Source organism: Sinimarinibacterium thermocellulolyticum, from assembly GCF_040327995.1.
Lineage (GTDB): Bacteria > Pseudomonadota > Gammaproteobacteria > Nevskiales > Nevskiaceae > Solimonas > Solimonas thermocellulolyticum.
Genome location: NZ_JBEPIJ010000005.1, coordinates 11,825 through 34,167, shown reverse-complemented (window position 1 = coordinate 34,167; position 22,343 = coordinate 11,825). Strand labels below are relative to the sequence as shown.

Annotated in this window: 20 protein-coding genes and 1 pseudogene; 5 read left to right on the top strand and 16 right to left on the bottom strand. The window is 67.0% G+C overall.

Annotated features, from left to right (window positions below):
• Window positions 1–189 precede the first annotated feature (189 nt).
• A complete protein-coding gene (locus ABSH63_RS05855) occupies window positions 190–1,884 on the top strand; it encodes a DUF1631 family protein (protein WP_352888274.1) in 1,695 nt (564 codons plus the stop codon).
• Window positions 1,885–1,996: 112 nt separating this feature from the next.
• Here the strand turns inward: ABSH63_RS05855 and fadA are convergent, their stop codons facing one another.
• Complete coding sequence (fadA, locus tag ABSH63_RS05850) at window positions 1,997–3,157, bottom strand: acetyl-CoA C-acyltransferase FadA (protein WP_352888273.1); 1,161 nt, start codon at window positions 3,155–3,157, stop codon at window positions 1,997–1,999.
• Window positions 3,158–3,188: 31 nt separating this feature from the next.
• Window positions 3,189–5,342: a fatty acid oxidation complex subunit alpha FadB gene (gene fadB / locus ABSH63_RS05845; protein ID WP_352888272.1), complete on the bottom strand. Its 2,154-nt coding sequence runs from the start codon at window positions 5,340–5,342 to the stop codon at window positions 3,189–3,191.
• Between the two features lie 485 nt (window positions 5,343–5,827).
• Between fadB and ABSH63_RS05840 the strand changes: the two genes are divergently transcribed.
• Both ABSH63_RS05840 and ABSH63_RS05835 read left to right on the top strand, forming a co-directional pair.
• A complete protein-coding gene (locus ABSH63_RS05840; RefSeq protein ID WP_352888271.1) occupies window positions 5,828–6,436 on the top strand; it encodes a hypothetical protein in 609 nt (202 codons plus the stop codon).
• Between the two features lie 114 nt (window positions 6,437–6,550).
• Window positions 6,551–7,480 (top strand): ArsR/SmtB family transcription factor, encoded by a 930-nt coding sequence (locus tag ABSH63_RS05835; protein ID WP_352888270.1) that lies wholly within the window; start codon window positions 6,551–6,553, stop codon window positions 7,478–7,480.
• A 6-nt stretch (window positions 7,481–7,486) separates the two neighbouring features.
• On the opposite strand, the gene ABSH63_RS05830 is transcribed toward ABSH63_RS05835, so the two are convergent.
• From ABSH63_RS05830 to ABSH63_RS05815, 4 genes and pseudogenes are all read right to left on the bottom strand, one after another.
• Window positions 7,487–8,200 (bottom strand): SDR family NAD(P)-dependent oxidoreductase, encoded by a 714-nt coding sequence (locus ABSH63_RS05830; protein WP_352888269.1) that lies wholly within the window; start codon window positions 8,198–8,200, stop codon window positions 7,487–7,489.
• Window positions 8,179–8,889: pseudogene (dnaQ, locus tag ABSH63_RS05825) on the bottom strand (DNA polymerase III subunit epsilon); the annotation flags it as partial. The gene ABSH63_RS05830 and the pseudogene dnaQ, both read right to left, overlap by 22 nt.
• A gap of 30 nt (window positions 8,890–8,919) precedes the next feature.
• Window positions 8,920–9,360 (bottom strand): ribonuclease HI, encoded by a 441-nt coding sequence (gene rnhA, locus ABSH63_RS05820; protein ID WP_352888267.1) that lies wholly within the window; start codon window positions 9,358–9,360, stop codon window positions 8,920–8,922.
• Window positions 9,361–9,394: 34 nt separating this feature from the next.
• Window positions 9,395–10,165: a class I SAM-dependent methyltransferase gene (locus ABSH63_RS05815; RefSeq protein ID WP_352888266.1), complete on the bottom strand. Its 771-nt coding sequence runs from the start codon at window positions 10,163–10,165 to the stop codon at window positions 9,395–9,397.
• Between the two features lie 29 nt (window positions 10,166–10,194).
• Between ABSH63_RS05815 and gloB the strand changes: the two genes are divergently transcribed.
• Both gloB and ABSH63_RS05805 read left to right on the top strand, forming a co-directional pair.
• Window positions 10,195–10,986, top strand: coding sequence for a hydroxyacylglutathione hydrolase (gloB, locus tag ABSH63_RS05810; protein ID WP_352888264.1), 792 nt, complete (start codon window positions 10,195–10,197; stop codon window positions 10,984–10,986).
• Window positions 10,987–11,238: 252 nt separating this feature from the next.
• On the top strand, window positions 11,239–12,309 hold the full coding sequence (locus ABSH63_RS05805; RefSeq protein WP_352888263.1) for a transglycosylase SLT domain-containing protein: 1,071 nt from the start codon (window positions 11,239–11,241) through the stop codon (window positions 12,307–12,309).
• A gap of 24 nt (window positions 12,310–12,333) precedes the next feature.
• Here ABSH63_RS05805 and ABSH63_RS05800 read toward each other — a convergent pair whose 3' ends face one another.
• The 10 genes from ABSH63_RS05800 to pheA form a co-directional block, all read right to left on the bottom strand.
• Window positions 12,334–13,317 (bottom strand): NAD-dependent epimerase/dehydratase family protein, encoded by a 984-nt coding sequence (locus tag ABSH63_RS05800; RefSeq protein WP_352888262.1) that lies wholly within the window; start codon window positions 13,315–13,317, stop codon window positions 12,334–12,336.
• A gap of 78 nt (window positions 13,318–13,395) precedes the next feature.
• Window positions 13,396–14,565, bottom strand: coding sequence for a tetratricopeptide repeat protein (locus ABSH63_RS05795; RefSeq protein ID WP_352888260.1), 1,170 nt, complete (start codon window positions 14,563–14,565; stop codon window positions 13,396–13,398).
• A complete protein-coding gene (locus tag ABSH63_RS05790; protein ID WP_352888259.1) occupies window positions 14,558–14,881 on the bottom strand; it encodes a LapA family protein in 324 nt (107 codons plus the stop codon). The genes ABSH63_RS05795 and ABSH63_RS05790 overlap by 8 nt, the downstream gene beginning before the upstream one ends.
• Window positions 14,882–14,895: 14 nt before the next feature.
• Entirely contained in the window at window positions 14,896–15,231 is a 336-nt protein-coding gene (locus ABSH63_RS05785; protein WP_352888257.1) for an integration host factor subunit beta, read from the bottom strand.
• Between the two features lie 121 nt (window positions 15,232–15,352).
• Complete coding sequence (gene rpsA / locus ABSH63_RS05780) at window positions 15,353–17,026, bottom strand: 30S ribosomal protein S1 (protein ID WP_352888256.1); 1,674 nt, start codon at window positions 17,024–17,026, stop codon at window positions 15,353–15,355.
• Between the two features lie 115 nt (window positions 17,027–17,141).
• Window positions 17,142–17,831: a (d)CMP kinase gene (gene cmk, locus ABSH63_RS05775; protein ID WP_352888497.1), complete on the bottom strand. Its 690-nt coding sequence runs from the start codon at window positions 17,829–17,831 to the stop codon at window positions 17,142–17,144.
• Between the two features lie 2 nt (window positions 17,832–17,833).
• The gene (aroA, locus tag ABSH63_RS05770; protein ID WP_352888255.1) at window positions 17,834–19,153 is read right to left on the bottom strand and encodes a 3-phosphoshikimate 1-carboxyvinyltransferase; all 1,320 of its coding nucleotides are present in this window, start codon (window positions 19,151–19,153) and stop codon (window positions 17,834–17,836) included.
• Window positions 19,150–20,019, bottom strand: coding sequence for a prephenate dehydrogenase (locus ABSH63_RS05765; RefSeq protein WP_352888254.1), 870 nt, complete (start codon window positions 20,017–20,019; stop codon window positions 19,150–19,152). Before ABSH63_RS05765 ends, aroA begins: the two co-directional genes overlap by 4 nt.
• A complete protein-coding gene (gene hisC, locus ABSH63_RS05760; protein WP_352888253.1) occupies window positions 20,016–21,149 on the bottom strand; it encodes a histidinol-phosphate transaminase in 1,134 nt (377 codons plus the stop codon). Before hisC ends, ABSH63_RS05765 begins: the two co-directional genes overlap by 4 nt.
• A 19-nt stretch (window positions 21,150–21,168) precedes the next feature.
• Entirely contained in the window at window positions 21,169–22,269 is a 1,101-nt protein-coding gene (gene pheA, locus ABSH63_RS05755) for a prephenate dehydratase (protein WP_352888252.1), read from the bottom strand.
• Window positions 22,270–22,343: the final 74 nt, after the last annotated feature.

Below are 22,343 nucleotides of genomic sequence, written 5' to 3'. Positions count from 1 at the left end.
ATCGAGGTGCGGACGGACCACTTCGCCTGCGGCGATCTCCCAGATCCCTCGGCGCCCTTCGCGCCGTGCTGCGCAGGTGCCATCAGTACGCAGACGCACGCAGATCGCGTAGTCTTGCCTCGCGCAACGGCCGGTGCCGGTCACCGGCCGTAGCCACGGATGGTGCAGCGAGGACCGTCAGGGAGACCGATGAGCACGATGCCCGATTCTGGCGCCGCGACGCCGGATACAGACGCCGCCGTACCCACCCCGCCGGCGGCACCCGGTGCACCCCCTGCCGTCAGTGCGCTGCGGCGTGCAGTCGAGTTCGCGCTGACCTCGGTGTTCAAGCCGTTCTTCGAACAGTTGCCCGAGGCCTTGCAACGACGGGCGTCGATCACCGCACTGGTCTCCGAGCAGCGCAACTGCACTGCTCTGGCCCGAGCCGTGGCCGCCGATCCGGGACGTTGGCTCGAGGAGGTGCTGGCGCGGATCGACATCGCCCTGATCGGCTCGGCCGAATCGGCAAGGCTGGCGTCGTCACGACCGGTGAGTCACGACGCGATGGTGCTGACACCGCCACAGTTACGCGCCGAGGCTCAGTTCGCCGGCTTGATCGGCGAACTCGACGCGCAGCTCGACGTCATTCGCCGGTCGGTGCGCTTCCCGGTGCACGCGGGTGCGCTTTCCCCGGCGAGCCTGTGCCGCGTCCTGCGCGACACCGCATCGGCGCTGGACCATGGCAGCGCACATCTGCGCGTGCTGTTCGATCGCTTCGATACCATGGTGCTGCCGCAGCTGCCGCGGTTCTACGAATCGCTGATGGCCTCGTTGACCGAGATCGCGACGCGCGCCGCCGAAGCCGAAGCGCTTCTGCTCCACGAGACGGCGCGCGCCGACGCGCTGCGGCGATCACCCCCTACGCCGACTACGAGCCCGCCGACGACGGCGCCGGTCGAACCTGCCGTGACACGGACCGCACACACGACCGAGCGCATCGACGACAAGACCGTATCGATGTTGCAATCGGTGCGCGAGCGCGTTCCGCCGAACGGCGCCACCTACAACGATGGCATGCTCGCCAGCGATCTGCTCGCGTTACAGACCGAGGGACCGCTGCCATCCGGCATCGAGATGCCGATCGAGCGGCGCAAAGCGCCGTTACAACGCATCGCGCTGGCAGGCCAGTTCCTCAACGAGGCCATCGAGGATCCTTTCGTGCCGGAGGAGCTAGGGCCGCAGCACGAATCGGTACGCTTTCCGTTGGTCAAATCCGCACTCACCGATGCGAGCCTGTTCACGGCGGTGACGCATCCGCTGCGCAGCCTGGTCAATGAGCTGATGCTCAAGTCCGCCACTTCGCGCGTCACCGGCACGGCGGAGGCCCGCCACATGGCGGCGGTCTTGCAGCAAGTCCTGGTGCAGTTCGATCTGGCACCCGATTTCGTGCGCGAGGCGATGCTCAATGCCGAGCCGATCAGCCAGGAACAGATCGACGAGTTCTTCTCCTCACAAAAACGCCAGGCCGAGAAACGCCGCGAGGCCGTGATCAGCGAGGCCAAGCGGCTCGTGGTCCGCGAGCTCGAGCTGCGGACCTTCGGTCGCTCCATTCCCTCCCCGGCGATCCGCTTTCTGAATACCTACTGGGGGCCCATGCTGGTCAAGTGTCTGCTGCAGCATGGCGCCGACCACGAACACTGGCGCCACGGACTCGACCTGATGGAACGCCTGCTCGATCAAATCGACGCGCCATCGCAAGACATACCCGAACACGCCTGGGGCGATCTCGCGCGTCAGATGAGCGCGCAGTTGGCAGCGGCGAAGCTCGGCGCCGAGCGACTCAAAGAGGCCATGTCACTGCTGGAGGCGGCACGCAAGGCGAACCGGCGTCGTCGGGGACCCTGAACGGCCGAGGTCCCGAGTCGTTTCGGCGCACACGCCGCACGACCGCAGCCACGATACCCGCGAAGAACGAAAAGGCCGGGCTTGCCCGGCCTTTTCGCCATGTCGACGACCCTTAGTTGACGCGCTCCAACACGGTGGCCACACCCTGCCCCATGCCGATGCACATCGTCGCCACGCCGAACTGCGCGTTTTGCTCGCCCAGCACGTGCGCGAGCGCGCCGGTGATACGCGCACCCGAGCAGCCCAGCGGATGCCCCAGCGCGATCGCGCCCCCCTTGATGTTGACGCGATCCATGCGTTCGAGCAGCTTGAGGTCTTTGAGCACGGCCAGCGACTGCGCGGCAAACGCCTCGTTGAGCTCGAAGTAGTCGATGTCGTTCAGCGACAGCCCGGCCCGTTCCAGGGCCTTCTTCGTCGCCGGCACCGGTCCGATACCCATGATCGACGGATTACACCCAGCCGCGGCGACGGCCTTGATCCGGGCCAGCGGCTTGAGGCCCAAGGCCTTGGCCTTGGCCTCGGCCATCACCAGCACGCAGCTCGCGCCATCGGAGATCGCCGAGCTGTTGCCGGCGGTGACGCTGCCCTTGGGGTTGAACGCCGGCTTGAGCTTGCCCAGATCGGCGAGATTGGCGTCGGGACGCACCACCTCGTCGTAGTCCACCAGGATCGGCGCGCCGTCGGCGTCGTGGCCGGCGATCGGCACCATCTCCTTCTTGAAGCGGCCGTCCTTCCAGGCTTTGTAAGCCTTCTGGTGCGAGGCGAGCGCAAACTCGTCCTGCTTTTCGCGCGAGATCTGATGCGTCTGCGTCAGCATCTCGGCGGTCAGGCCCATCATCGCCGCGGCCTTGGCGGTGGTGACCGACAGGGCCGGGTCGCCATCGAATCCGTGCGTCATCGGTACGTGCCCCATGTGCTCGACGCCGCCGCACAGATAAGTGTCGCCGATGCCGGCCTTGATCGAGGCCGCGGCGATGTGGATCGCCGTCATCGACGAGCCGCACAGGCGGTTCACGGTCTGGCCCGGCACTGTGTTCGGCAGGCCGGCCTTGAGCAGGGCGTTACGGGCGATGTTGAAGCCCTGCTCCAGCGTCTGCTGCACACAGCCCCAGATCACGTCCTCGACGTCGGTCGGCTTGATCGCCGCGTTACGCTGCAGGATTGCCTTGATCAGTTCGGCGGAAAGGTCCTCCGCGCGAACATTGCGGAACACGCCGCCCTTGGAGCGGCCCATCGGCGTGCGGACCGCATCGACGATTACGACTTCAGTCATCTCGGGAATCTCCTAAATTCGGTTGGCCGGCTTATTTGGGGAAGTACAGCTTGCCCTCGCCCGCCATCTTCTTCATCGACTCGGTGGGCTCGTAGAGCTTGCCGAGCGCGGCGTACTTGGCGCATTTGTCCAGGATGGTCTTCATGCCGATCGTATCGGCGTACTTGAGCGCACCGCCGCGGAACGGCGGGAAGCCGATGCCGTAGACCAGCCCCATGTCGGCCTCGGCCGGCGTCTCGACGATGCCCTCGTCGAGGCAGCGCACGGTTTCGATGATCATCGGGATCATCAGCCGGTCGATGATCTCCTCCTCGCTGAAGTCGCGTTGGCCCTTGGGCTGCACCGTGGCGATCAACTCGGCGGTCTTGGGATCGACCGACTTGAGCGGTTTGCCCTTCTTGTCGGTCTCGTATCGGTAAAAGCCGATGCCGTTCTTCTGGCCGTAGCGCTTGGCATCAAACATCACGTCGAGCGCCGACTTGAATTCCTTGTTCGACATGCGGTCCGGATAGCCCTCGGCGAGCACGTCGCCGACATGGTGCGAAGTGTCGATGCCGACGACGTCCTGCAGATAGGCCGGCCCCATGGGCCAGCCGAAGCCTTCCATGACCTTGTCGATCTTCAGGTAGTCACCGCCGTCGCGCAGCAGCATCGACCAGCCGCCGAAGTACGGGAACAGGATGCGGTTGACCAGAAAGCCCGGGCAGTTCTTGACCACGATCGGCGTCTTGCCCATCGCCGCTGCGTAGGCGGCGACGGTCGCGATCGCCTCCTTGGAGGTCTTGGTGCCGTAGATCACCTCGACCAGCGGCATGCGGTGCACCGGATTGAAGAAGTGCATGCCGAGGAAGTTCTCGGGCTTTTTGAGCGCGCCGGCGAGTTCGTCGATCGAGATCGACGAGGTATTCGACGCGATGATGGTGCCGTCCTTGACCAGCCCCTCGACTTCGGCCAGCACGCTCTTTTTGACTTTCGGGTTCTCGACCACGGCTTCGACGACGATGTCGACCTGGCCAAAATCGCCGTAATTGAGGGTCGGGCGTATCGTCGAGAGGATGGCGCCGGCTTTCTCGGGCGTGAGCTTGTTACGCTCGACCTGCTTGGCGAGGAGCTTGTTGGCCTCGCTCATGCCCAGCTCCAGCGCCTTTTCGGCGATGTCCTTCATGATGATCGGCGTGCCCTTGACCGCACTCTGGTAGGCAATGCCGCCGCCCATGATGCCGGCGCCGAGCACCGCGGCCCGTTCGATCTTCTTGCCGGCCTTGATGTAGCCCTTGGCCTTTTTCTTGAGGAACTGGTCGTTGAGGAAGATGCCGATCAAGGCATCGGCCACGGGGGTCTTGGCGACCTTGGCGAAACTCTGGCCTTCGATCCTGAGCGCGTCGTCGCGCGACTTGCCGGCGGCCTTCTGGATCGCCTTCACCGCCTCGACCGGTGCCGGGTAGTGCTTGCCGGCCTTGCCCTGGATGAACGGGAGCGCGGTACCGAAGACCATCATCGTCTCGATGGCGTCGAGCTTGAGCGGGCCTTTTTTCTGCGCCCGGCGCGCCTGCCAGTCATACTTGCCCTCGGCGGCCTGCTGCACCAGCTTGATCGCCGCGTCGCGGACCTTCTCGACCGGCACCACCGCGTCCACCGCGTGGATCTTGAGCGCGGCCTCGGCCTTGTTCTGCTCGCCGCCGGCGATCCATTCGATCGCGTTGTCGGCACCGACCAGGCGCGGGAAGCGCACCGTGCCGCCGAAGCCCGGAATGATGCCGAGCTTGACCTCGGGGAAACCGACCTGCGCCGTCGCCGCCATCACCCGGTAATCGGTGGACAGCGCCATTTCGAAACCACCGCCGAGCGCAAACCCGTTGATCGCCGTGCAGCTCGGAAACGGCAGATCCTCGATCGCGCTGAAGATCTTGTTGGCTTCGAAGGCCCAGGCCGCGATTTCTTCTTCGGTGCGCTGGAAGTTGGCACCGAACTCGGTGATGTCGGCGCCGACGATGAACACGTCCTTGGCGCTGGTCACGATCAGGCCCTTGATATCGGCCGCCTGGGCCAGCACCTCGCCGGCGGCTTTGAGTTCCTCGACCGTACGCGCGTCGAACTTGTTGATCGCATCGTCCTTGCGATCGAAACACAGCTCGGCGATGCCGTGGTCGAGGCGGACGACTCGGATGGACTGCCCTTGATACATGGGTGGATCACCTCATCGATGGAGAAAACCGGTGCGGCTGCGGCCGCAGCGGCGCGGGCAGGTCTGGATACCCGAGGAGCCGACGCAAGCCCGCGTCGCGACGATCAAAAGGTCGGCAATCATAGCCCTCGTGTTGCAGTGCCGTAAACCAAAGTACCGCTGGCCGACGGGCGCCAGACGGTCGCTTCGCGGCATCCCGGCGCGCGTTTTGACAGCGCTTGATCGGCGTCCTACACTCGCCAGCAACTTTTCGGGGGAAAAGTCAAGGGAGATGACGTGACGGCATCGCTTCCATGGTCTCCCCAGCCGCACCGGCGGCACATCGCGCTTGCCGGCGCAACCCCTGCGAGCGCCGACGACATCCCCGCCCTCTTCGCCGCAGCCGTTCCGCCGTATCCCGGCGCCGTGCCCGCGCACGGTGCTGCTGTTCCAGGCGCCTGCATAGGGCCTGACGCGCTCTGTTGGCCCCCGCGGCCGTTCCACGCATGGAGTTCGCCACGCTCATGAAAAAGTCCGCGAAAAAAACCGCCAAGAAGGTCGCCAAGAAGTCCAGCGGCAAACCCGTCGCAGCGAAGAAGTCCGCCAAGGCAGCCGCCAAGACACTCACCGCCAAGAAATCGGCCAAGAAGACCGTCAAGAGCAGGCCGGCCAAGTCCGTCGCGAAGAAATCCGCTGCAGCCAAGCCGGCCGCCAAGAAGCCCACGCTCAAGGCGCGAGTCGGCAAAGCCGTAGACAAGGCGCGTCGCACCGTGACGGCGACGCGCGCGAGCGTCAAAAAGGATCTGGCCAAGGCGAAGACCAAGGCGAAAAAAGCGGTCAGCAAAGTGCAGTCCCAGGCACGCGAACAGGTCGAGCGCGTCCAGGCCCGCGCCAAGGCGCAAGCCCGCAAGGTCGAGCGGCGTATCAGTCAAGCCGCAGCACCGGTGATCGCGGCGGCGCAGTCGATCACGCCCTCGCCGCTGTCCCGGGCCTTCCTCGCCACGTCGCAAGGCAAGAAAGAAGCGGCCGAACTCGGCTTGGCGCCGGGTGAGGTCCCGGCTTCGCCGACCTCGGCTCCGGCGTCCAGCGGCGAACAGACTCCGCACGACGCCTGAGCGCGCGCCCCTCGGGGTTCGCGACACTCCGACCACGGCCGGCGTCGCCGCCGGCTTTGTCGTTCGTGCCGGCGCTGGTCACAATGCCGCCGGTTCCCGCATCTGTCCATCCGCATGAACCTGTCGCTCGAACAGAGCACTGCAATCTGCAGCCTGCTCGCCGATGCCAGCCGCCTGCGCTTGCTGCTATTGCTCGAACGGCATGAACTCAGCGTCGCCGAACTGACGGAGGTGACGGGACTCGCACAAAGCCGGGTATCGACCCACCTGGCGCGGCTCAAGCGCGCCGGGCTGGTGCAGGACAAGCGCAGCGGCAACGCCGCGTTGTACTCGCTCGCGCCGGCGAACGATGAAATCAACGGCCTGTGGGCGGTGCTGCGCGAGCGCCTCGACGACACCCAGTTGCGCGTCGACCGCGAGCGCGCCGAACAGGTGGTCGCACAACGCAAGCACGGGCAGACCTGGGCGGAGTCGGTCGCCGGTCGCATGGACCTGCACTACTCGCCCGGCCGTACCTGGGAAGCCACGGCGCGCGCACTGATCGGCCTGCTCGAACTGGGCGATGTGGTGGACATCGCCTGTGGTGATGGCGTGCTCGCCGAGCTGATCGCCGAGCGTGCGCGCAGTGTCACCGGCGTCGACGTCAGCCCGACGGTCATCGCCGCTGCGCGCAAGCGCCTCGCGCGTCTCGCCAATGTCGAGTTCCTCGAAGCGGACATGCACCGGTTGCCGCTGGCCTCGGGCCGCTACGACCATGTGTTCCTGATGCACGCGCTGTCGTACACGCGCGAGCCGCAGACGGTACTGCGCGAGGCGTCCAGACTGCTGCGCCCCGGCGGCCGTCTGATTGTCGCCGCGCTGGCCGAGCATCGCCACGAGGAGACGATGCGCGCCTTCGACCACGTGAATCTCGGCATCTCCCCGCAGCGCCTGCGACGCCTGCTCGGGGCGTGCGGTCTCGAGGTGCTGCAGTGCCGGATCAGCTCGCGCGAGACGCGACCACCCTACTTCGAAGTCATCACCGCCCTGGCGCGCGCATCCTAAGAGCGCTCACCACGCTGCGCGCTCGCGCCGTCGCCACAGCACGCCATTGGGCGCCGATGCGTCGAGCGTCGCGGCCCAGGCCACATCGGCGGCGGCCTCCTCGACCGTGCGCGGCGCCTGCGGACCGCCCATGCGCGTGCGCACCCAGCCGGGATCGACGGCGGCGATCTTGACGTCGCCGCGGCAGGCGCGCGCAAGGATCACGGTCGCGGCGTTGAGCGCCGCCTTGGACAGGCTGTACGCTGCCGGTCCGTCGAGCCCGTTGGCGAAACAGCCATAGCCGCTGCTCAGATTGACGATGCGGCCATAGCCGCGCTCGATCATGCCGGGCAAGAACGCGCGCGCGCAGCGCAGCGAACCCAGCGTGTTGACCTCGAGCGCCTGCACGAAGTCGGCATCGCTGGCGGACAATACGCTGCCTTCGAAGTAGACGCCGGCGTTGTTGACCAAAACGTCCACCGCGACGTCCTGCTGCGCCAGCACCGTAGCGGCGGCGCGGATCGATTCGATCCGCGCCACATCGAGCAACAGCGGCATCACCACCAGCCGCTCGCTCGCCAACTGGGCGACGGCGGCGTCGAGGTCCGCACGGGCGCGGGCGGCGACGATCACCCGCAGGCCCTGCCTTGCGAGCGCTCGCGCCGTGTGCAGACCGATACCGCGATTGGCGCCGGTGATCAACGCCGTGCGCACGACCTTCACCCGGCGTCCGTCGCCCACAGGCACTTGCCCTTGCGCCGCAGCTCGTCGAGGCGCGCGCGGTGCGCGGCGAGCTCCTCGTCGGTGGCGGTCAAGACCGGCAGCGGCCCGTCACCGGCCGCGAGCAGCTCGACGAAGCGCGAGCGTCGCGCCGCCCCACCCGCCGTGTCCTCCAAGCCAAGACGGCTCTGGCCGCCGGTCATCGCCAGATAGACATCTGCGAGCAGCCGCGCGTCGAGCAGCGCGCCGTGCAGCGCGCGATGCGAGTTGTCGATCTCGTAGCGACGGCACAGCGCGTCGAGGCTGACGCGCTGGCCCGGATGCAGCTTGCGCGCCAGGGCCACCGTGTCGGTGATGCGGCAGACCTCGGCGAGCTTCTGGGTGTACCCGCAGCGGGCGAACTCGCGATCCAGAAAGCCGATATCGAACGGAGCGTTATGGATGATCAACTCGGCGCCGGCCAGATACTTCCACAACGCGTCGGCCAATTCGCGGAAGGTCGGCTTGTCCTGCAAAAACTGCATGGTGATGCCATGCACTTCGACCGCCCCCGGATCGATGTCCTTGTCCTGTGGATGGACATACTGATGAAAGTCGTTGCCGGTGACGCGCCGGTTGCGCAACTCGACGCAGCCAATCTCGATGATGCGATGGCCCTGGTCGACCTCCAGTCCGGTGGTTTCGGTATCGAGAACGATCTGGCGCATGGACGTGAGACGTGAGACGTGAGACGGGACAGACTAGCGTTCCTGCGCCTCGGAGCACGCTTCGTTGGCGAGGCGGTCGGCGGCCTCGTTGCCGGGATCACCGCTATGCCCCTTGACCCAGCGCCACTCGATCTGGTGTCGCGCCGCGGCCGCGTCCAGTTCCTGCCAGAGATCCTGATTCTTCACTGGCTTGTTGTCCGCCGTGCGCCAGCCGCGCGCTTTCCAGCCGGCCAGCCACTGCGTCAATCCCTGCATGACGTAGGACGAATCGGTGTGCAGGGTGATGCGGCAGGGCTCGCGTAGCGCCTGCAGCGCGCGGATCGCGGCAGTGAGCTCCATGCGGTTGTTGGTGGTCAGGCGCTCGCCGCCCTTGAGGCGACGCACATGGCCGTTGCACTGCAGCAGCGCGCCCCAGCCGCCCGGGCCCGGATTGCCCTTGCAGGCGCCGTCGGTGTGGATGATGACGTGTTTCAACGATGAAGAGTCGAGGTTCGCACGGCCGCGCAGTCTACCCGGACGGCTCGGGTTCGCGATCGACGGCACCGCGCTGCGCCGCCGGCAGACCGACCCCGACGAGCGGCTTGACCTGCGCGCGCTGGCCGCGGCCGACGAAGTTCATCGGCAGCACCCGCTTGCGCGCACACACCATGTAAGCCTCGGCAAAGGGGCTGAGCAGGTTCGCCGGCGACCAGGCGTCGCCGACGCTACGCGGCGCCAGCCACGGAAAGCCGACGCTGTAGCGGCGAACCTCGGTGATGTCGAAGTCGAGCAGTTCGAGCCAATCCTGCACCCGCCCGGCGCCGTAAAAACGTCCGCCCTGCGGAAACGCCCGGTGCTGTACACCGAGCCAGCGCCGCCAGGCCCAGATGCCCCAGGGACTGAAGCCGAGCACGAACAGGCGGCCGCGATCGTTGAGCACGCGATCCACCTCGCGCAGGACATGGTGCGGCGAACGCGTGAACTCCAGCGTATGCGGCAGCACGACCGCGTCGACCGACTTGGACAGGATCGGCAGTTGCTGCGGGTCGATCACCGCGGCTGCGGCGGGATCGCCGGCGGTGCCGAGCACGGCGTGATGCAAGGTGCCGGCACAGGCGATCAACGCACCGCCGCCCCAGCTACCGATCTGCAACACATGGCGACCGAACACCTCCGGCAGCACGCGCCCGAGCTGCGCGGATTCGAGTTCGAGCAGGCGCTCGGCGCGTGGCGCCGCCCGCCATAGATCGAGAGCGTGGCGATCGAGCGGACGACCGCCTTCGTGACGCATCAGCGGCATGGCGTTACCCTGCATTCGAATCGGTCTTCATGGTAACCCCAATGCGCATTCACGCCATCCCCGCCTTCGTCGACAACTACCTGTGGACGCTGGTCGACGGCGAGCGCGCCGTCGTCGTCGATCCGGGCGACGCGGCCCCGGCCATCGCGTTTCTCGACGCCTCGCGGCTGAAACTGCAGGCCATTCTGATCACCCACCACCACCCCGATCACGTCGGCGGTGTGCAGAGGCTGACGGAGCACCATCCGGTGCCGGTCTACGGTCCACGCGGCGAGGCGCAGGCGATTCGCGGGATCACCCACGTGCTCGACGACGGCGAGCGCATCGAGGTCCTCGGCCGACGCTTCGAAGTGATCGCCGTACCCGGGCACACACTGGGCCACATCGCGTATTACGCCGCCGGAAGGCCCGGTATCCTGCTGTGCGGCGATACCTTGTTCTCGGCAGGCTGTGGCCGCCTCTTCGAGGGCACCCCGGCGCAGATGCACCACTCGCTGCAGCGACTGGCCGCGCTGCCGGAGGACACCGAGATCTACTGCACGCACGAATACACTCTGGCCAATCTGGCCTTCGCCCGCACCGTCGAACCGGGCAATCCGGCGCTCGCTGCGCATGCGCGGCGCGTACGCGAGCTGCGCGACGCCGGCCGGCCGAGCCTGCCGAGCCGGCTCGCACTCGAGCGCGAGATCAACCCGTTTCTGCGTACCGACGTGCCGGCCGTGCGCGATGCCGCGGCACGCTGGGCCGGCGCCGCCCTGCCCACGGCAGTGGACACCTTCGCCGCGCTCCGGCGCTGGAAAGATGGCTTCAAAGCGACCTGATCGTTCGAGCGCTAACGGCCAGCCAGGGACGGCCAGACGCGCAGCGAGCCGAGACGGCCGGAGCGCCCCCAACGCAAGCAGCGCGTGTAGTGGACTTGCGATGGAACCGTGACCGAAGACTCGCGCAGGCTGCGTCCGTCTGCCCGGACTCCGCCCCCGTTCAGGGGGTGGCCAAACCCGAGCAAATCGGTAAAGTCGGGGAACCCGTCCGCGAACCGGGACGGGCCAAGAGGCCGATTTTGGGGGGAGTCGATGGGCCGCAGACTGACCGCCACACTGGCGTGGTGCGCGCTTTGCGCACCATTGCCGGCGAGTGCTTCATTTGCGGCCGGCGATTCGATCTGGCCGCGCATCGTCGCCAATCTGCGCTTGGTCAACGACGAGCAGCCGCAGATCGTCACGTGCGCGCAGCGGTATGCGAAGCATGCCGATGCCACCCGGCGCCTGTTGGCCCGCTCGCAGCCGTTTTTGTGGCACATCGTCGAGACCGTCGAGCGCTACGATCTGCCGGCCGAGCTGGCGCTGCTGCCCGCCGTCGAGTCCGGCTTCGATCCACATGCCGCCTCCTCGCAACAAGCCCTGGGCCTGTGGCAACTCCTGCCGTCGACCGGGCGCTCGCTGGGACTCAAGACGACCGCCCACTACGACGCGCGCCGCGATCCCCTCGCCAGCACCGACGCCGCGTTGCGCCATTTGCGCGCGCTCTACGCACATTTCAGCGACTGGCGCCTGGCGCTGGCCGCCTACAACCTGGGGCAGTCGCGGCTGTCGCGCCTGCTCGATGCGCATCCGCGTGGCACCGACTTCTGGGATCTGAGGCTACCGCGCGAAACCTCCGAACACGTGTGCCGGGTGATGGCGCTGGCGCTGCTCGTCGAGCAGCCTGGACGCTTCGGCATTCGCCTGCCGGACATCCCCGACACACCGGCGGCCGAGCAAATCCCTCTGCACGGACCGGTGGATCTGGCGCGCGCGGCAAAGTTGGCAGGCGTGCCCGAGGCCGTGATCCGCGTCTACAACCCCGGGCTCGATGATCTGGGCGACACCGCGGGCAAATCGGTGTTGCTGCTGCCCAGTGCCCATGCGCGGCGGCTGCGCGCCAGCCTGGCCAAGGTCGACGATCCGGCACGCTTTGCGCAGACGTCCCGCGCGGCAGTGCCGTCGACACAGGTGCACGTGGTACAACCCGGGGAAACGCTGTGGCGTATCGCGCGACGCTACCAGACGAGTGTCGACGCCCTCATGCGTCACAACAACTTGGTTCCGGCGAGCCAGATCCGTCCGGGACATCGCCTGAGAGTGCCGTCACAGACCGCGAGCTGATGCGTCTGATCCCCGGCTGCGGCGTCACAACAGCCGCGCTTGGCGCATCCACTCGCAGCAGTCGGCCACCATGCGCTCCAGGCTGACCGGTGTATAGCCCAGTTCTCGCTGCGCCTTACGGCTGTCGCAGTACAGGTTGTGCGACAACAGCGAGACGGCGTCGCGAGTCACGTCGGGCTCGCGGCCGAACATCGGCGCGATCCACTCTTCGACCAACGCGTAACCGGTGAGCACCGCCGGCGGCATGGCGACCGCACGCCGCTTGATACCCAGCGCCTGCGCGATCGCCTTGACCAGCCCGACATAGCTGGCCTGCGCGCCGCCGAGCAGGTAGTTGTGGCCCAAGCGCCCACGCTCGGCGGCCGCGACCATCGCCTCGGCTGCGGCCCGCGCATGACAGAAGCTGCCGCCGCCCGGTGGCACCGCGGGCAGGCGTCCTTGCTTGACCAAGCGAAACAGACGCGCCCAACCGCTGGTGTCGTAGGCACCGATCAGATGGGCGGGATTGAGAATCACCGCCGGCAAGCCGGCGCTGATCGCCTTGCGCACCTCGCGCTCCGCGAGCGCCTTGCTGCGGATGTAATTGATCGCGACCGCGCTGCCGCGCGTCGGCGTCTCCTCGGTGATGGTGCCGCTGTGCAGGCCGTAGGCGACGACGCTGGAGGTGTGCACGAAGCGCCGCGCGCCGGCCTCCAGCGCCGCCCGCGCGACATGGCGGGTGCCGCGGACGTTGACCTTGAGTTGCTCGACGTGCGTGCGCGTCCACAGGCTGGTGTTGCCGGCGACATGGAAGACGCAATCGACGCCGCGCGGCATCGCTTGTTTGATCGAGCGCGCATCGGTCACGTCGCCGATCACGCGTTGCACGCGGCTAAAGCGCGCGAGCACGCCGAGCTCGGAGCTGGCTCGATGCATGGCGATCACGTCCCACCCCCGATCGAGCAGGGTCTCGACCAGGTTCAGGCCCACGAAACCCGTGGCACCGGTGACGAATGCCGTCTTCGCCAAACCCAACCTCTTGCAGTGTGTCGCGGTGACCCGCGCAGTGTAGCCACTGGCGCGGCCCGTGGCGTGCCGACGCGGCCTTCAGCCGCGCAGCACGTCGTCGACCGGCGCGGTGGTTCCCCATCGTTTGCAGCCGGGGCACTGCCAGAACATCTGCCGCGGCGAGAAGCCGCAGTTGCTGCACTGATAGCGCGGCGTGGACTCCATCAAGCGCAGCAAGGCGCGGCGCAGACTCGCGGCCGGCTTGTCCAGACCTGCGGCGACGACGTTCGGCTGGCGCTCGAGCACTTCGAGGAACTCGGCGAGCACGGCGCGACTGGGGCGCGCTTCGAGGCTCTGCGCGAGATGATCCAAAGGGTCGAGTCCGGTCTCCGCCAGCAGGCGTGCCTCGGCGACGTAAGGCAGGCTGCTCGGCGACATCTCCTTGGCATCGCGCAAAAACAGCAGATAGCGGTCGCGCTCGCCGGTGGCCGCGGCACAGCGCTGCAGCGGCTCGATCACGTCCGGCAGAAAGCGCGGGTCCTGCTCGAAGGCGCGCAGGTAAGCGCGCATCGCCGCGGCGTGATCGCCGGCCGCCTCCTGCAGCTCGCCCAGCAGCAGCAGCGCACGCACACAATCGGGATCCTCGTCGAGCGCCTCGCGCGCGAGCCGGATCGCGTCGCCGTGGCGGCGGGCGTTGCGCGCGTCCACGGCCATCTCGCACAGGTACTGGGCGATCGCGGCACGCTGGGACTCGCCCTTGGCCGACTGCAGCCGACGCGCGGCGGCGATGGCCTGCGGCCAGTCGCGTGCCTGTTCGTGTATCGTGCGGATCGCCTCGAGCGCTGGCACGACGAAAGCGCCATCCGCGACCAGCTCGTCGAACAGCCGCTCCGCCCGATCCATCACTCCGGCGGTCATGTAATCCTGCGCGAGTTCGAAGCGGGCTTGCAGCCGCAGCGCGGGCGCAAGGCCGGCACGTTGCACCAGCGCCTCATGTACCCGCAGCGCACGATCGACCTCGCCACGCTTGCGGAACATGCGACCCAGCGTCAGATGCAGTTCGGCGGTCGAGGGATCGATTTCGGTCGCCGTGGTCAGTGCAGCGATCGCCTGGTCCGGATCGTCGGAGGACAACTGCGTCAGCAAACCCCCCAGCTGCTCGCCGGTGAAACCACGGACCGGTCCGGTCGTGGCGGCGCGCCGGCCCAGCGCCCAGCCGAGCGCGACGCCCAGAGGCAGCAGCAACCAGGTGAACAGAGGGTCAAGCACCCGGCGACCGAGATGTCGTACCGCCGACGTCGGTCGTCAGCGGCAGTTCGCGTAGGCTACGCAGCTCGATCTCATACTCGCGGATACGTTGCCGCTGCCGCCGCAGCTCGATGCGCAATCCGATGATCCGCACCGCGACGGCACCGAGTGCGAGGACCACGCCGAGCGCGAATGTGGCGATCAGCAGTGCGGCGAGCGGCACTTCCCAAACCCCGAACAGATAATCGAACGCGACGGGCTGGCCGTTGAGATACCCGAAGGTCAAACCGAGCCCCAGCACCACGACCAGCAGCAGCACCAGCAGCACGCGCGACATGACGGTAGCTCTCCTCAACCCGTCGCGTCGTCGATCGGCGAGCGTGATGCCGAAGGTGATGGAACCTGCATGCTGGCATTGACACGCTCGCGCATCTCTTTGCCGGGCTTGAAGTGCGGCACCCGCTTGGGCGGGATGTGCACGGCCGCGCCGGTCTTGGGATTGCGCCCGATGCGCGCGGGCCGATGATGCAGCGAAAAGCTGCCGAAGCCACGGATTTCCACACGGTCGTCACGCGCCAGCGCGAGGCTGATGCGGTCGAGCACCAGCTTGACCGCCAGCTCCACGTCCTTGTGCATCAGGTGAGTCTGGCGCGCGGCCAGCCGCTCGATCAGTTCGGATTTGGTCATTGCCGCTCGGCCGGTGGCCCGTATCGAGGTGAACATTAGTGAAAACGAAAAGGCCGCGCAAGCGCGGCCTCGTCGCTTTTTTCCAGATTTATCCGGAAGATGGCACAACAACCTCAGGTTATCAGTTACTGCCGCCCATCTGCTCTTTGAGCAGATCGCCCAGACTGGTCTTGCCGGTGCTGGCGTTGCGGCTGTACTCGGCAACGGCCTCCTGCTCTTCCTGGATCTCCTTCTCGCGCACGGACAACTGGATCGTACGGTTCTTGCGGTCGACGCCGATGAAGCGCGCTTCGAGGGTATCGCCTTCCTTGAGCAGCTTGGTCGCATCGTCGACGCGCTCGCGGGCGAGGTCGTTGGCGCGGATGTAGCCTTCCACGCCATTGCCGAGATCGATCACCGCACCGCGCGGATCCACCGAGCGCACCTTGCCGGACACCACCGAGCCCTTGGCGTTGCGCGCGATGAAGTCGGTCAGCGGATCGGAGGACACCTGCTTGATGCCCAGCGAGATGCGCTCACGCGCAGCGTCGATCGCGAGCACCACCGCCTCGACTTCCTGCCCCTTGCTGTACCGGCGTACGGCGACCTCGCCCGGCTCGTTCCAGTCGAGATCCGACAGGTGCACCAGGCCATCGATACCGCCGTCGAGCCCGACGAAGATACCGAAGTCGGTGATCGACTTGATCGCACCGCGCACGCGGTCGCCCTTCTGATGGTTCTGCGCGAACTCTTCCCACGGATTGGGCTTGCACTGCTTCATGCCCAGCGAGATGCGGCGGCGCTCGCCGTCGATGTCGAGAATCATCACCTCGACCTCGTCGCCGATCTGCACGACCTTGGCCGGGTTGACGTTCTTGTTGGTCCAGTCCATTTCGGAGACGTGCACCAGACCCTCGACGCCGGGCTCGATCTCGACGAATGCACCGTAGTCGGTGATGTTGGTGACCTTGCCGAACAGGCGCGTCTTTTCCGGATAGCGACGCTCGATGTCCACCCACGGATCGGCGCCGAGCTGCTTGAGACCGAGCGACACGCGGCGCCGCTCGCGGTCGTACTTCAGGACCTTGACCTCGATCTCCTGGCCCACGGTCACGACCTCGGCCGGATCCTTGACGCGCTTCCAGGTCATGTCGGTGATGTGCAGCAAGCCGTCGATGCCGCCGAGATCGACGAAGGCGCCGTACTCGACGAGGTTCTTGACCACGCCCTTGAGCACCACACCTTCCTGCAGGTTGGCCAGCAGGGCATCACGCTCGGCGCTGTACTCGGCTTCGAGCACTTCGCGCCGAGACACGACGACGTTGTTGCGGATCTTGTCGAGCTTGATGACCTTGAACTCGAGCGGCTTGCCTTCCAGATACGCCGTATCGCGCACCGGCCGCACGTCCACCAGCGAGCCCGGCAGGAACGCACGCACCGAACCGACGTCGACGGTGAAACCGCCCTTGACCTTGCCGGTGATCGTGCCGATCACCGTGTCCTTGTTCTCGAACGCCTTCTGCAGACGCTCCCAGGTCTTGATGCGTTCGGCCTTTTCCTTGGAGAACTTGGTTTCGCCGAAGCCATCCTCAACGGTTTCCAGCGCCACTTCCACGTCATCGCCGGCGGCGACCTTGAGCTCGCCGTCGACCATGAACTCCTGGATCGGGATCACACCCTCGGACTTCAGGCCGGCGTCGACGATGACCACGTCGGGCTTGACCTCCAGCACCTTGGCGTTGACGATCGTGCCGGACTGCATGGACTGGCCGCTCTTGAGGCTGGCCTCAAACAACTCAGCGAAACTTTCGCTCATTCAATTGCTCTTTGCGTTGAACATCCCCGCGCATCCTGCTTGGGGGCCCGTGAAATGAAAAAAGACGGCCCGCATCCATGCGGTCCGCGTGCTTGCATGCGAAGGGAAACGGGCTTTACGACCAGCCGTGCCGCCGCAACAGCGCTTCCACCCTCGCCAGCACGGCCTCAGGTGAAAGCCCCGTCGTATCAACCACTTCGGCTTGCTCCGCAGGTTTGAGCGGAGCAACCGGGCGGTTGCGGTCGCGCTCGTCGCGGGCGCGAATCTCTTCACAAAGGGGCGCGAGTGTAGCCTGTATCCCCTTTTCGCTCAACTGCTTGAGTCGCCGCTGCGCGCGCTCCTCCGGGCTTGCGTCCATGAAGATCTTGAGTGCCGCATCCGGGAACACGACCGTACCCATGTCGCGGCCATCCGCGATCAAACCGGGCGCGCGGCGAAAGTCGCGCTGACGCTGCAAGAGCGCCGCGCGCACCGGCGGCGCCGCGGCGATCTTCGACGCCAGCGCGCCGGTCGATTCGCGGCGCAGGTCGCGCGTCCAGTCCTGACCATCGACGAGGATGCGTTCGTCGTCCTCGCGCTCACCCTCGAAGCGGATGTCGAGCGTCGGCGCCAGACGGGCGACGGCCGCTGCATCGTCGAGATCGACACGACGGCGATGCGCCGCGAGCGCGAGGATGCGGTACAGCGCCCCGCTGTCGAGCCGATGCCACCCGCGCAGACGCTGCGCCAGCCAGCGCGTGACCAATCCCTTGCCGACGCCGCTGGGACCGTCCACGGTGATGACGGGCACCGCCTCGCGCGCCATGCTCACGATACCGTCGTCAGCGCCGCCAGGCGCGAAAAATAGTCCGGAAACGTCTTCGACACGCACTGCGGATCGTTGATGCGCACCGGCACCCCGCCGCACGCTGCCAGCGAGAAGCTCATCGCCATGCGATGGTCATCATAGGTGTCGACCGTTGCCGGGCGTAGCACCGCCGGTGGCCTGATGCGCAGACTATCGGCGCCCGCCTCGACTTCGGCACCGAACTTCGCCAGCTCCGTCGCCATCGCGCTGAGCCGGTCGGTCTCCTTGACCCGCCAACTCCCGATGTTGCGCAGCACGCAGGGCCCATCCGCGAACAGGGCCAGCACCGCCACCGTCATCGCCGCATCGGGCATGTGATTGAAATCGGCATCGATCGCGCGCGGCCGGAAGCCCGACACCAGCCCCGGTGAGCGCACCTCGGTCCAGTCCTCGCCCTGCGTCACCTCGCCGCCCATCGCGCGCACGACCTCCGCAAAGCGCACGTCGCCCTGCAAGCTCGTGCGTCCCATGCCGCGCACGCGCACCGGCCCACCCGCGAGCAGTCCGAGCGCGAGGAAATACGACGCCGAGGAGGCATCGCCCTCGACCGCCAGCGTGCCCGGCGAGCGGTAACGGGCACCGGCGGCGACGCGATAGCGCGGCGTGCCCGCTGCGCCGTGGCTGCAGTCGACCTCGACGCCGAAGCGCCGCATCAGCGCGATGCTGAGCTCGACGTAGGGCTTCGAAATCAGTTCGCCCTCGACCTCGATCACCAGATCATGCTCGGTCGCGAGCAGCGGCGCTGCCTGTAGGATGCCGGTCAAAAACTGACTGGACGCATCGCCGCGCACGCGCACCGGCTGCAGCACCCGCACATCGGCGGGTTCGATCAACAGCGGCGGAAAGCCGCTGCGCTGCAAGTATGAGATGCGCGCGCCAAGCGGCCGCAGCGCGTCCACCAGATCGCCGATCGGCCGCTCGTGCATGCGTGGGACGCCCGTCAGGCGATAGCGCCCTCCCATGAAGGCGAGCACGGCGACCAACGTGCGGATCGACAGCCCCGAGTTGCCGACGAACAGCTCGGCCTCGCGTCGTGCATAGCGCGTGCCACCGCAGACCCGCCAGGCGCTCTGTCCCAAATCGATCAGCGACACGCCGCAGGCGCCGAGTGCCTCGCGCATCACCCGTGTGTCGTCAGAGTCGAGTACGCCGGTCAGGCGCGTCTGGCCCTCGGCGAGGCTGGCGAGCAGCAGCGCGCGGATCGAAATGCTCTTGGAACCGGGAAGCCTTAGCTCGCCACGGGCCGCGCGAATCGGCGCCAGATCGAGCACCGCGGTCATTCGATCTGCGCCAGGTAACGTTCGCGCGCGCTGCGGGCGCGCTCGAACAGAGCCTTGAGTTCGTCCCAGCGCGATTCGCGCAGCATCGCGCGGATCTGCTGCAGCTCGCCGATCTGGCGATCCAGCAGCTCACCCACCGAGTGGGCATTGGCGCGCACGATGTCGTGCCACATTTGCGGCGAGCTCGACGCGATGCGCGAGAAGTCGCGAAAGCCGCCGCCGGCATTGCGGAAGATCTCGTCGCTGTCGTCCAAACGTGCCAGCATGTCCACGAAGCTGTAGGCGAGCACGTGCGGCAGGTGCGAGGTCGCGGCGAAGATCGCATCGTGCCGGTGCGCGTCCATCTCGACCACGCGCGCACCGGCCGCCTGCCAGATGCGCGTCACCAGCGACTGCGCCGCCGCGTCCTGGTTCGCATGCGGGGTCAGGATCACGCGATGCCGACGGAACAGCTCGGCCTGCGAGTGGGCGATGCCGCTCTTCTCGGTACCGGCGATCGGATGGCCGGCGACGAACCAGGGCGGCAACTGCCCGCAGACGCGCTTGACGTCCTCGAGCACCGAGGTCTTGGTGCTACCGACGTCGGTGATGACCACATCGAGCTTGCACGCCGGCAGACACGCGACCAGTGCATCGGCGGTTTGCAGCACCGGTACCGATAGCACCACCAGATCGGCATCGCGCACCGCGGCCGCCGGCGTGTCGCAGACGCGATCGATCACGCACAGGCGCTGGGCGTCGTCGCGCCGCGACGGGTCGGGATCGTAGCCGGAGATGTGCGCGACCGCTCCGGCGGCACGCAACGCGCGCGCCAGCGAGCCACCGATCAGTCCGAGGCCGATTACGGCCAAACGCTGCACGATCACGCCGTCAAGACCTCCCCGAGCGCCTCGACGAAGCGATCATTCTCGGCGCGCGTGCCGATGCTCACGCGCAGGAACTGCGGCAGCGCGTAGGACGCCAGCGGCCGCACGATCACACCGCGTTCGAGCAAGCCCTGATGCAGCGGCTTGGCGTCACGACCGAAGTCGATGGCGAGGAAGTTCGCCTGCGACGGCAGCACGTTCAGCCCCATGCCCAGCAAGGCCTGCGTCAGGCGCTCGCGCTCGGCCGTGTTCAGCTCGACCGACGCACGCACGAAATCCTGATCATCGAGCGCGACTTCGGCGGCGAGCAGCGCCAGGCTGTTGTTGTTGAACGGCTGACGCACGCGGTTGAGCAGATCGGCGAGCTCTGGACTCGACAGCGAATAGCCGACGCGCAGCGACGCCAGCCCATAGGCCTTCGAGAACGTGCGGAACACCACCAGGTTCGGGTAGCGATCGAGCCAGGCGCGCACATCGCCGCGCAGTGCCGGCTCCATGTATTCGTAGTAAGCCTCGTCCAACGCGACGATGACCTCGCGCGGCACCTGCGCCAGAAACGCCTCGATCTGCGTGGGCGCGAGCCAGGTGCCGGTCGGATTGTTGGGGTTGGCGATGAATACCAGTGCGACGTCGGCGTTGACTTCGAGCGCGCGAGAAAAGCCGGCGAGATCGTGACCGTAGGGCTGATCGGCGTCGGCCGCCCGCGCCGGCACGACGACGGCGCGCGCGCATTGCGCCTGCGTGATGATCGGATAGACCGCAAACGCATGCGCGGAGAACAGGGCGGCGCGGTCGGGCCCCAGGAACACGCGGCCCAGCAGCTCGATGATGTCGTTCGAGCCGTTGCCGAGCGTGATCCGCGACGGCTCGATGCCGTGCATCGACGCGAGCTTGTGCTTGAGACGGTGACCGCTGCCGTCCGGATAGCGCGCCAGATCGATTTCGGAAACCGCCGCGGCCACCGCCTCGCGCACGCGCGGGCTGCAACCCAGCGGATTCTCGTTCGAGGCCAGTTTGATCGCGTTGGAGACGCCGAGCCGGCGCTGCAATTCCTCGATCGGCATGCCGGGCGAGTAGGCTTCCAGGCTGAGCACGCCGGCAGCGGCGTGTTTGAAGAGCGCTTGCGTCATGAGTTTTCGATGAAACGGCTTATACGACCGCGCGCGGATACGAGCCCAGCACCTTGAAGAAGGCGGCGGCGTTGTTCAGGGCATCCAGCACTGCGCGCACGTCCGGGTCGGCAGCGTGCCCGGCAAAGTCGATGAAGAAGTAATAGTCACGCACGGCCGAGTCCTTGACCGGGCGGGATTCGATGCGCGTCATGTCCAGGCCAGCGTCCGCGAGCGGCTGCAGGAGCTTGAGCAACGAGCCGGGCTGGTTGCGATGGCCGGTCAGTACGATCGAGGTCAGATCCTGACCGGTCGGCGCCGGATCCTGCTTGCCGAGCACCAAAAAACGCGTCGTGTTGCTCGGATCGTCCTCGATGTTGGCGGCGAGGATGTTCAGCGCATGGATGCGCCCGGCCTGCAGGCTGGCGATCGCGGCGACGCTCGCTCCTTCCTCCCTGGCCTGCGCAGCCGCCTGGCCGTTGCTCGACACCGGCTCACGGACCGCACGCGGCAGCTTGGCATCCAGCCACTTGCGGCACTGCGCGAAGGACTGCGGATGCGCGTAGATCTTGGTGACCTGCGAGAGCGTCTCGGCCTGCGACAGCAGGTGATGGTGAACCGGCAGCGTGACCTCGCCGCAGATGCGCAGCGGCGTGTGAACCAGCTCATCGAGGGTGTGACTGACCACGCCGCCGATCGAATTCTCCACCGGCACCACGCCATAGTCGGCGGCTCCGGACTCGACGTCGCGGAAGATCTCGTCGATGGCATTGGCCGCGCGCGCGCGCACGCTGTCGCCGAAGTGCTTGAGTACCGCCGCCTGCGTGTAAGTGCCTTCCGGACCGAGGTAAGCGATCGTCAGCGGCGATTCGAGCGACAGGCAGGCCGACATGATCTCGCGCATCAGCCGCGCGATCGTTTCGTCGGTCAGCGGCCCGCCGCCGGCGCGGTTACGCGCGATCACCGCGCGCAGCACCTCGGCCTCGCGCGATGGCCGGTAGTGGTCGCCGGTGTCGCCCATGCGCTGCTTGATCAGGGCGATCTGCTGGGCGATGCGCGCGCGCTGCGAAATCAGCGCCTGGATCTGTTCGTCCAGAGCGTCGATCTCTTGGCGCGCCCGGGCCAGGTCATTCTGCGTCATGGCGTGCTGCGCGAAACCTAAAAGGCGGCGGAGCCGAATTGTACGCAGTTTCGGCCCCGCGACTTGCGTCGCCA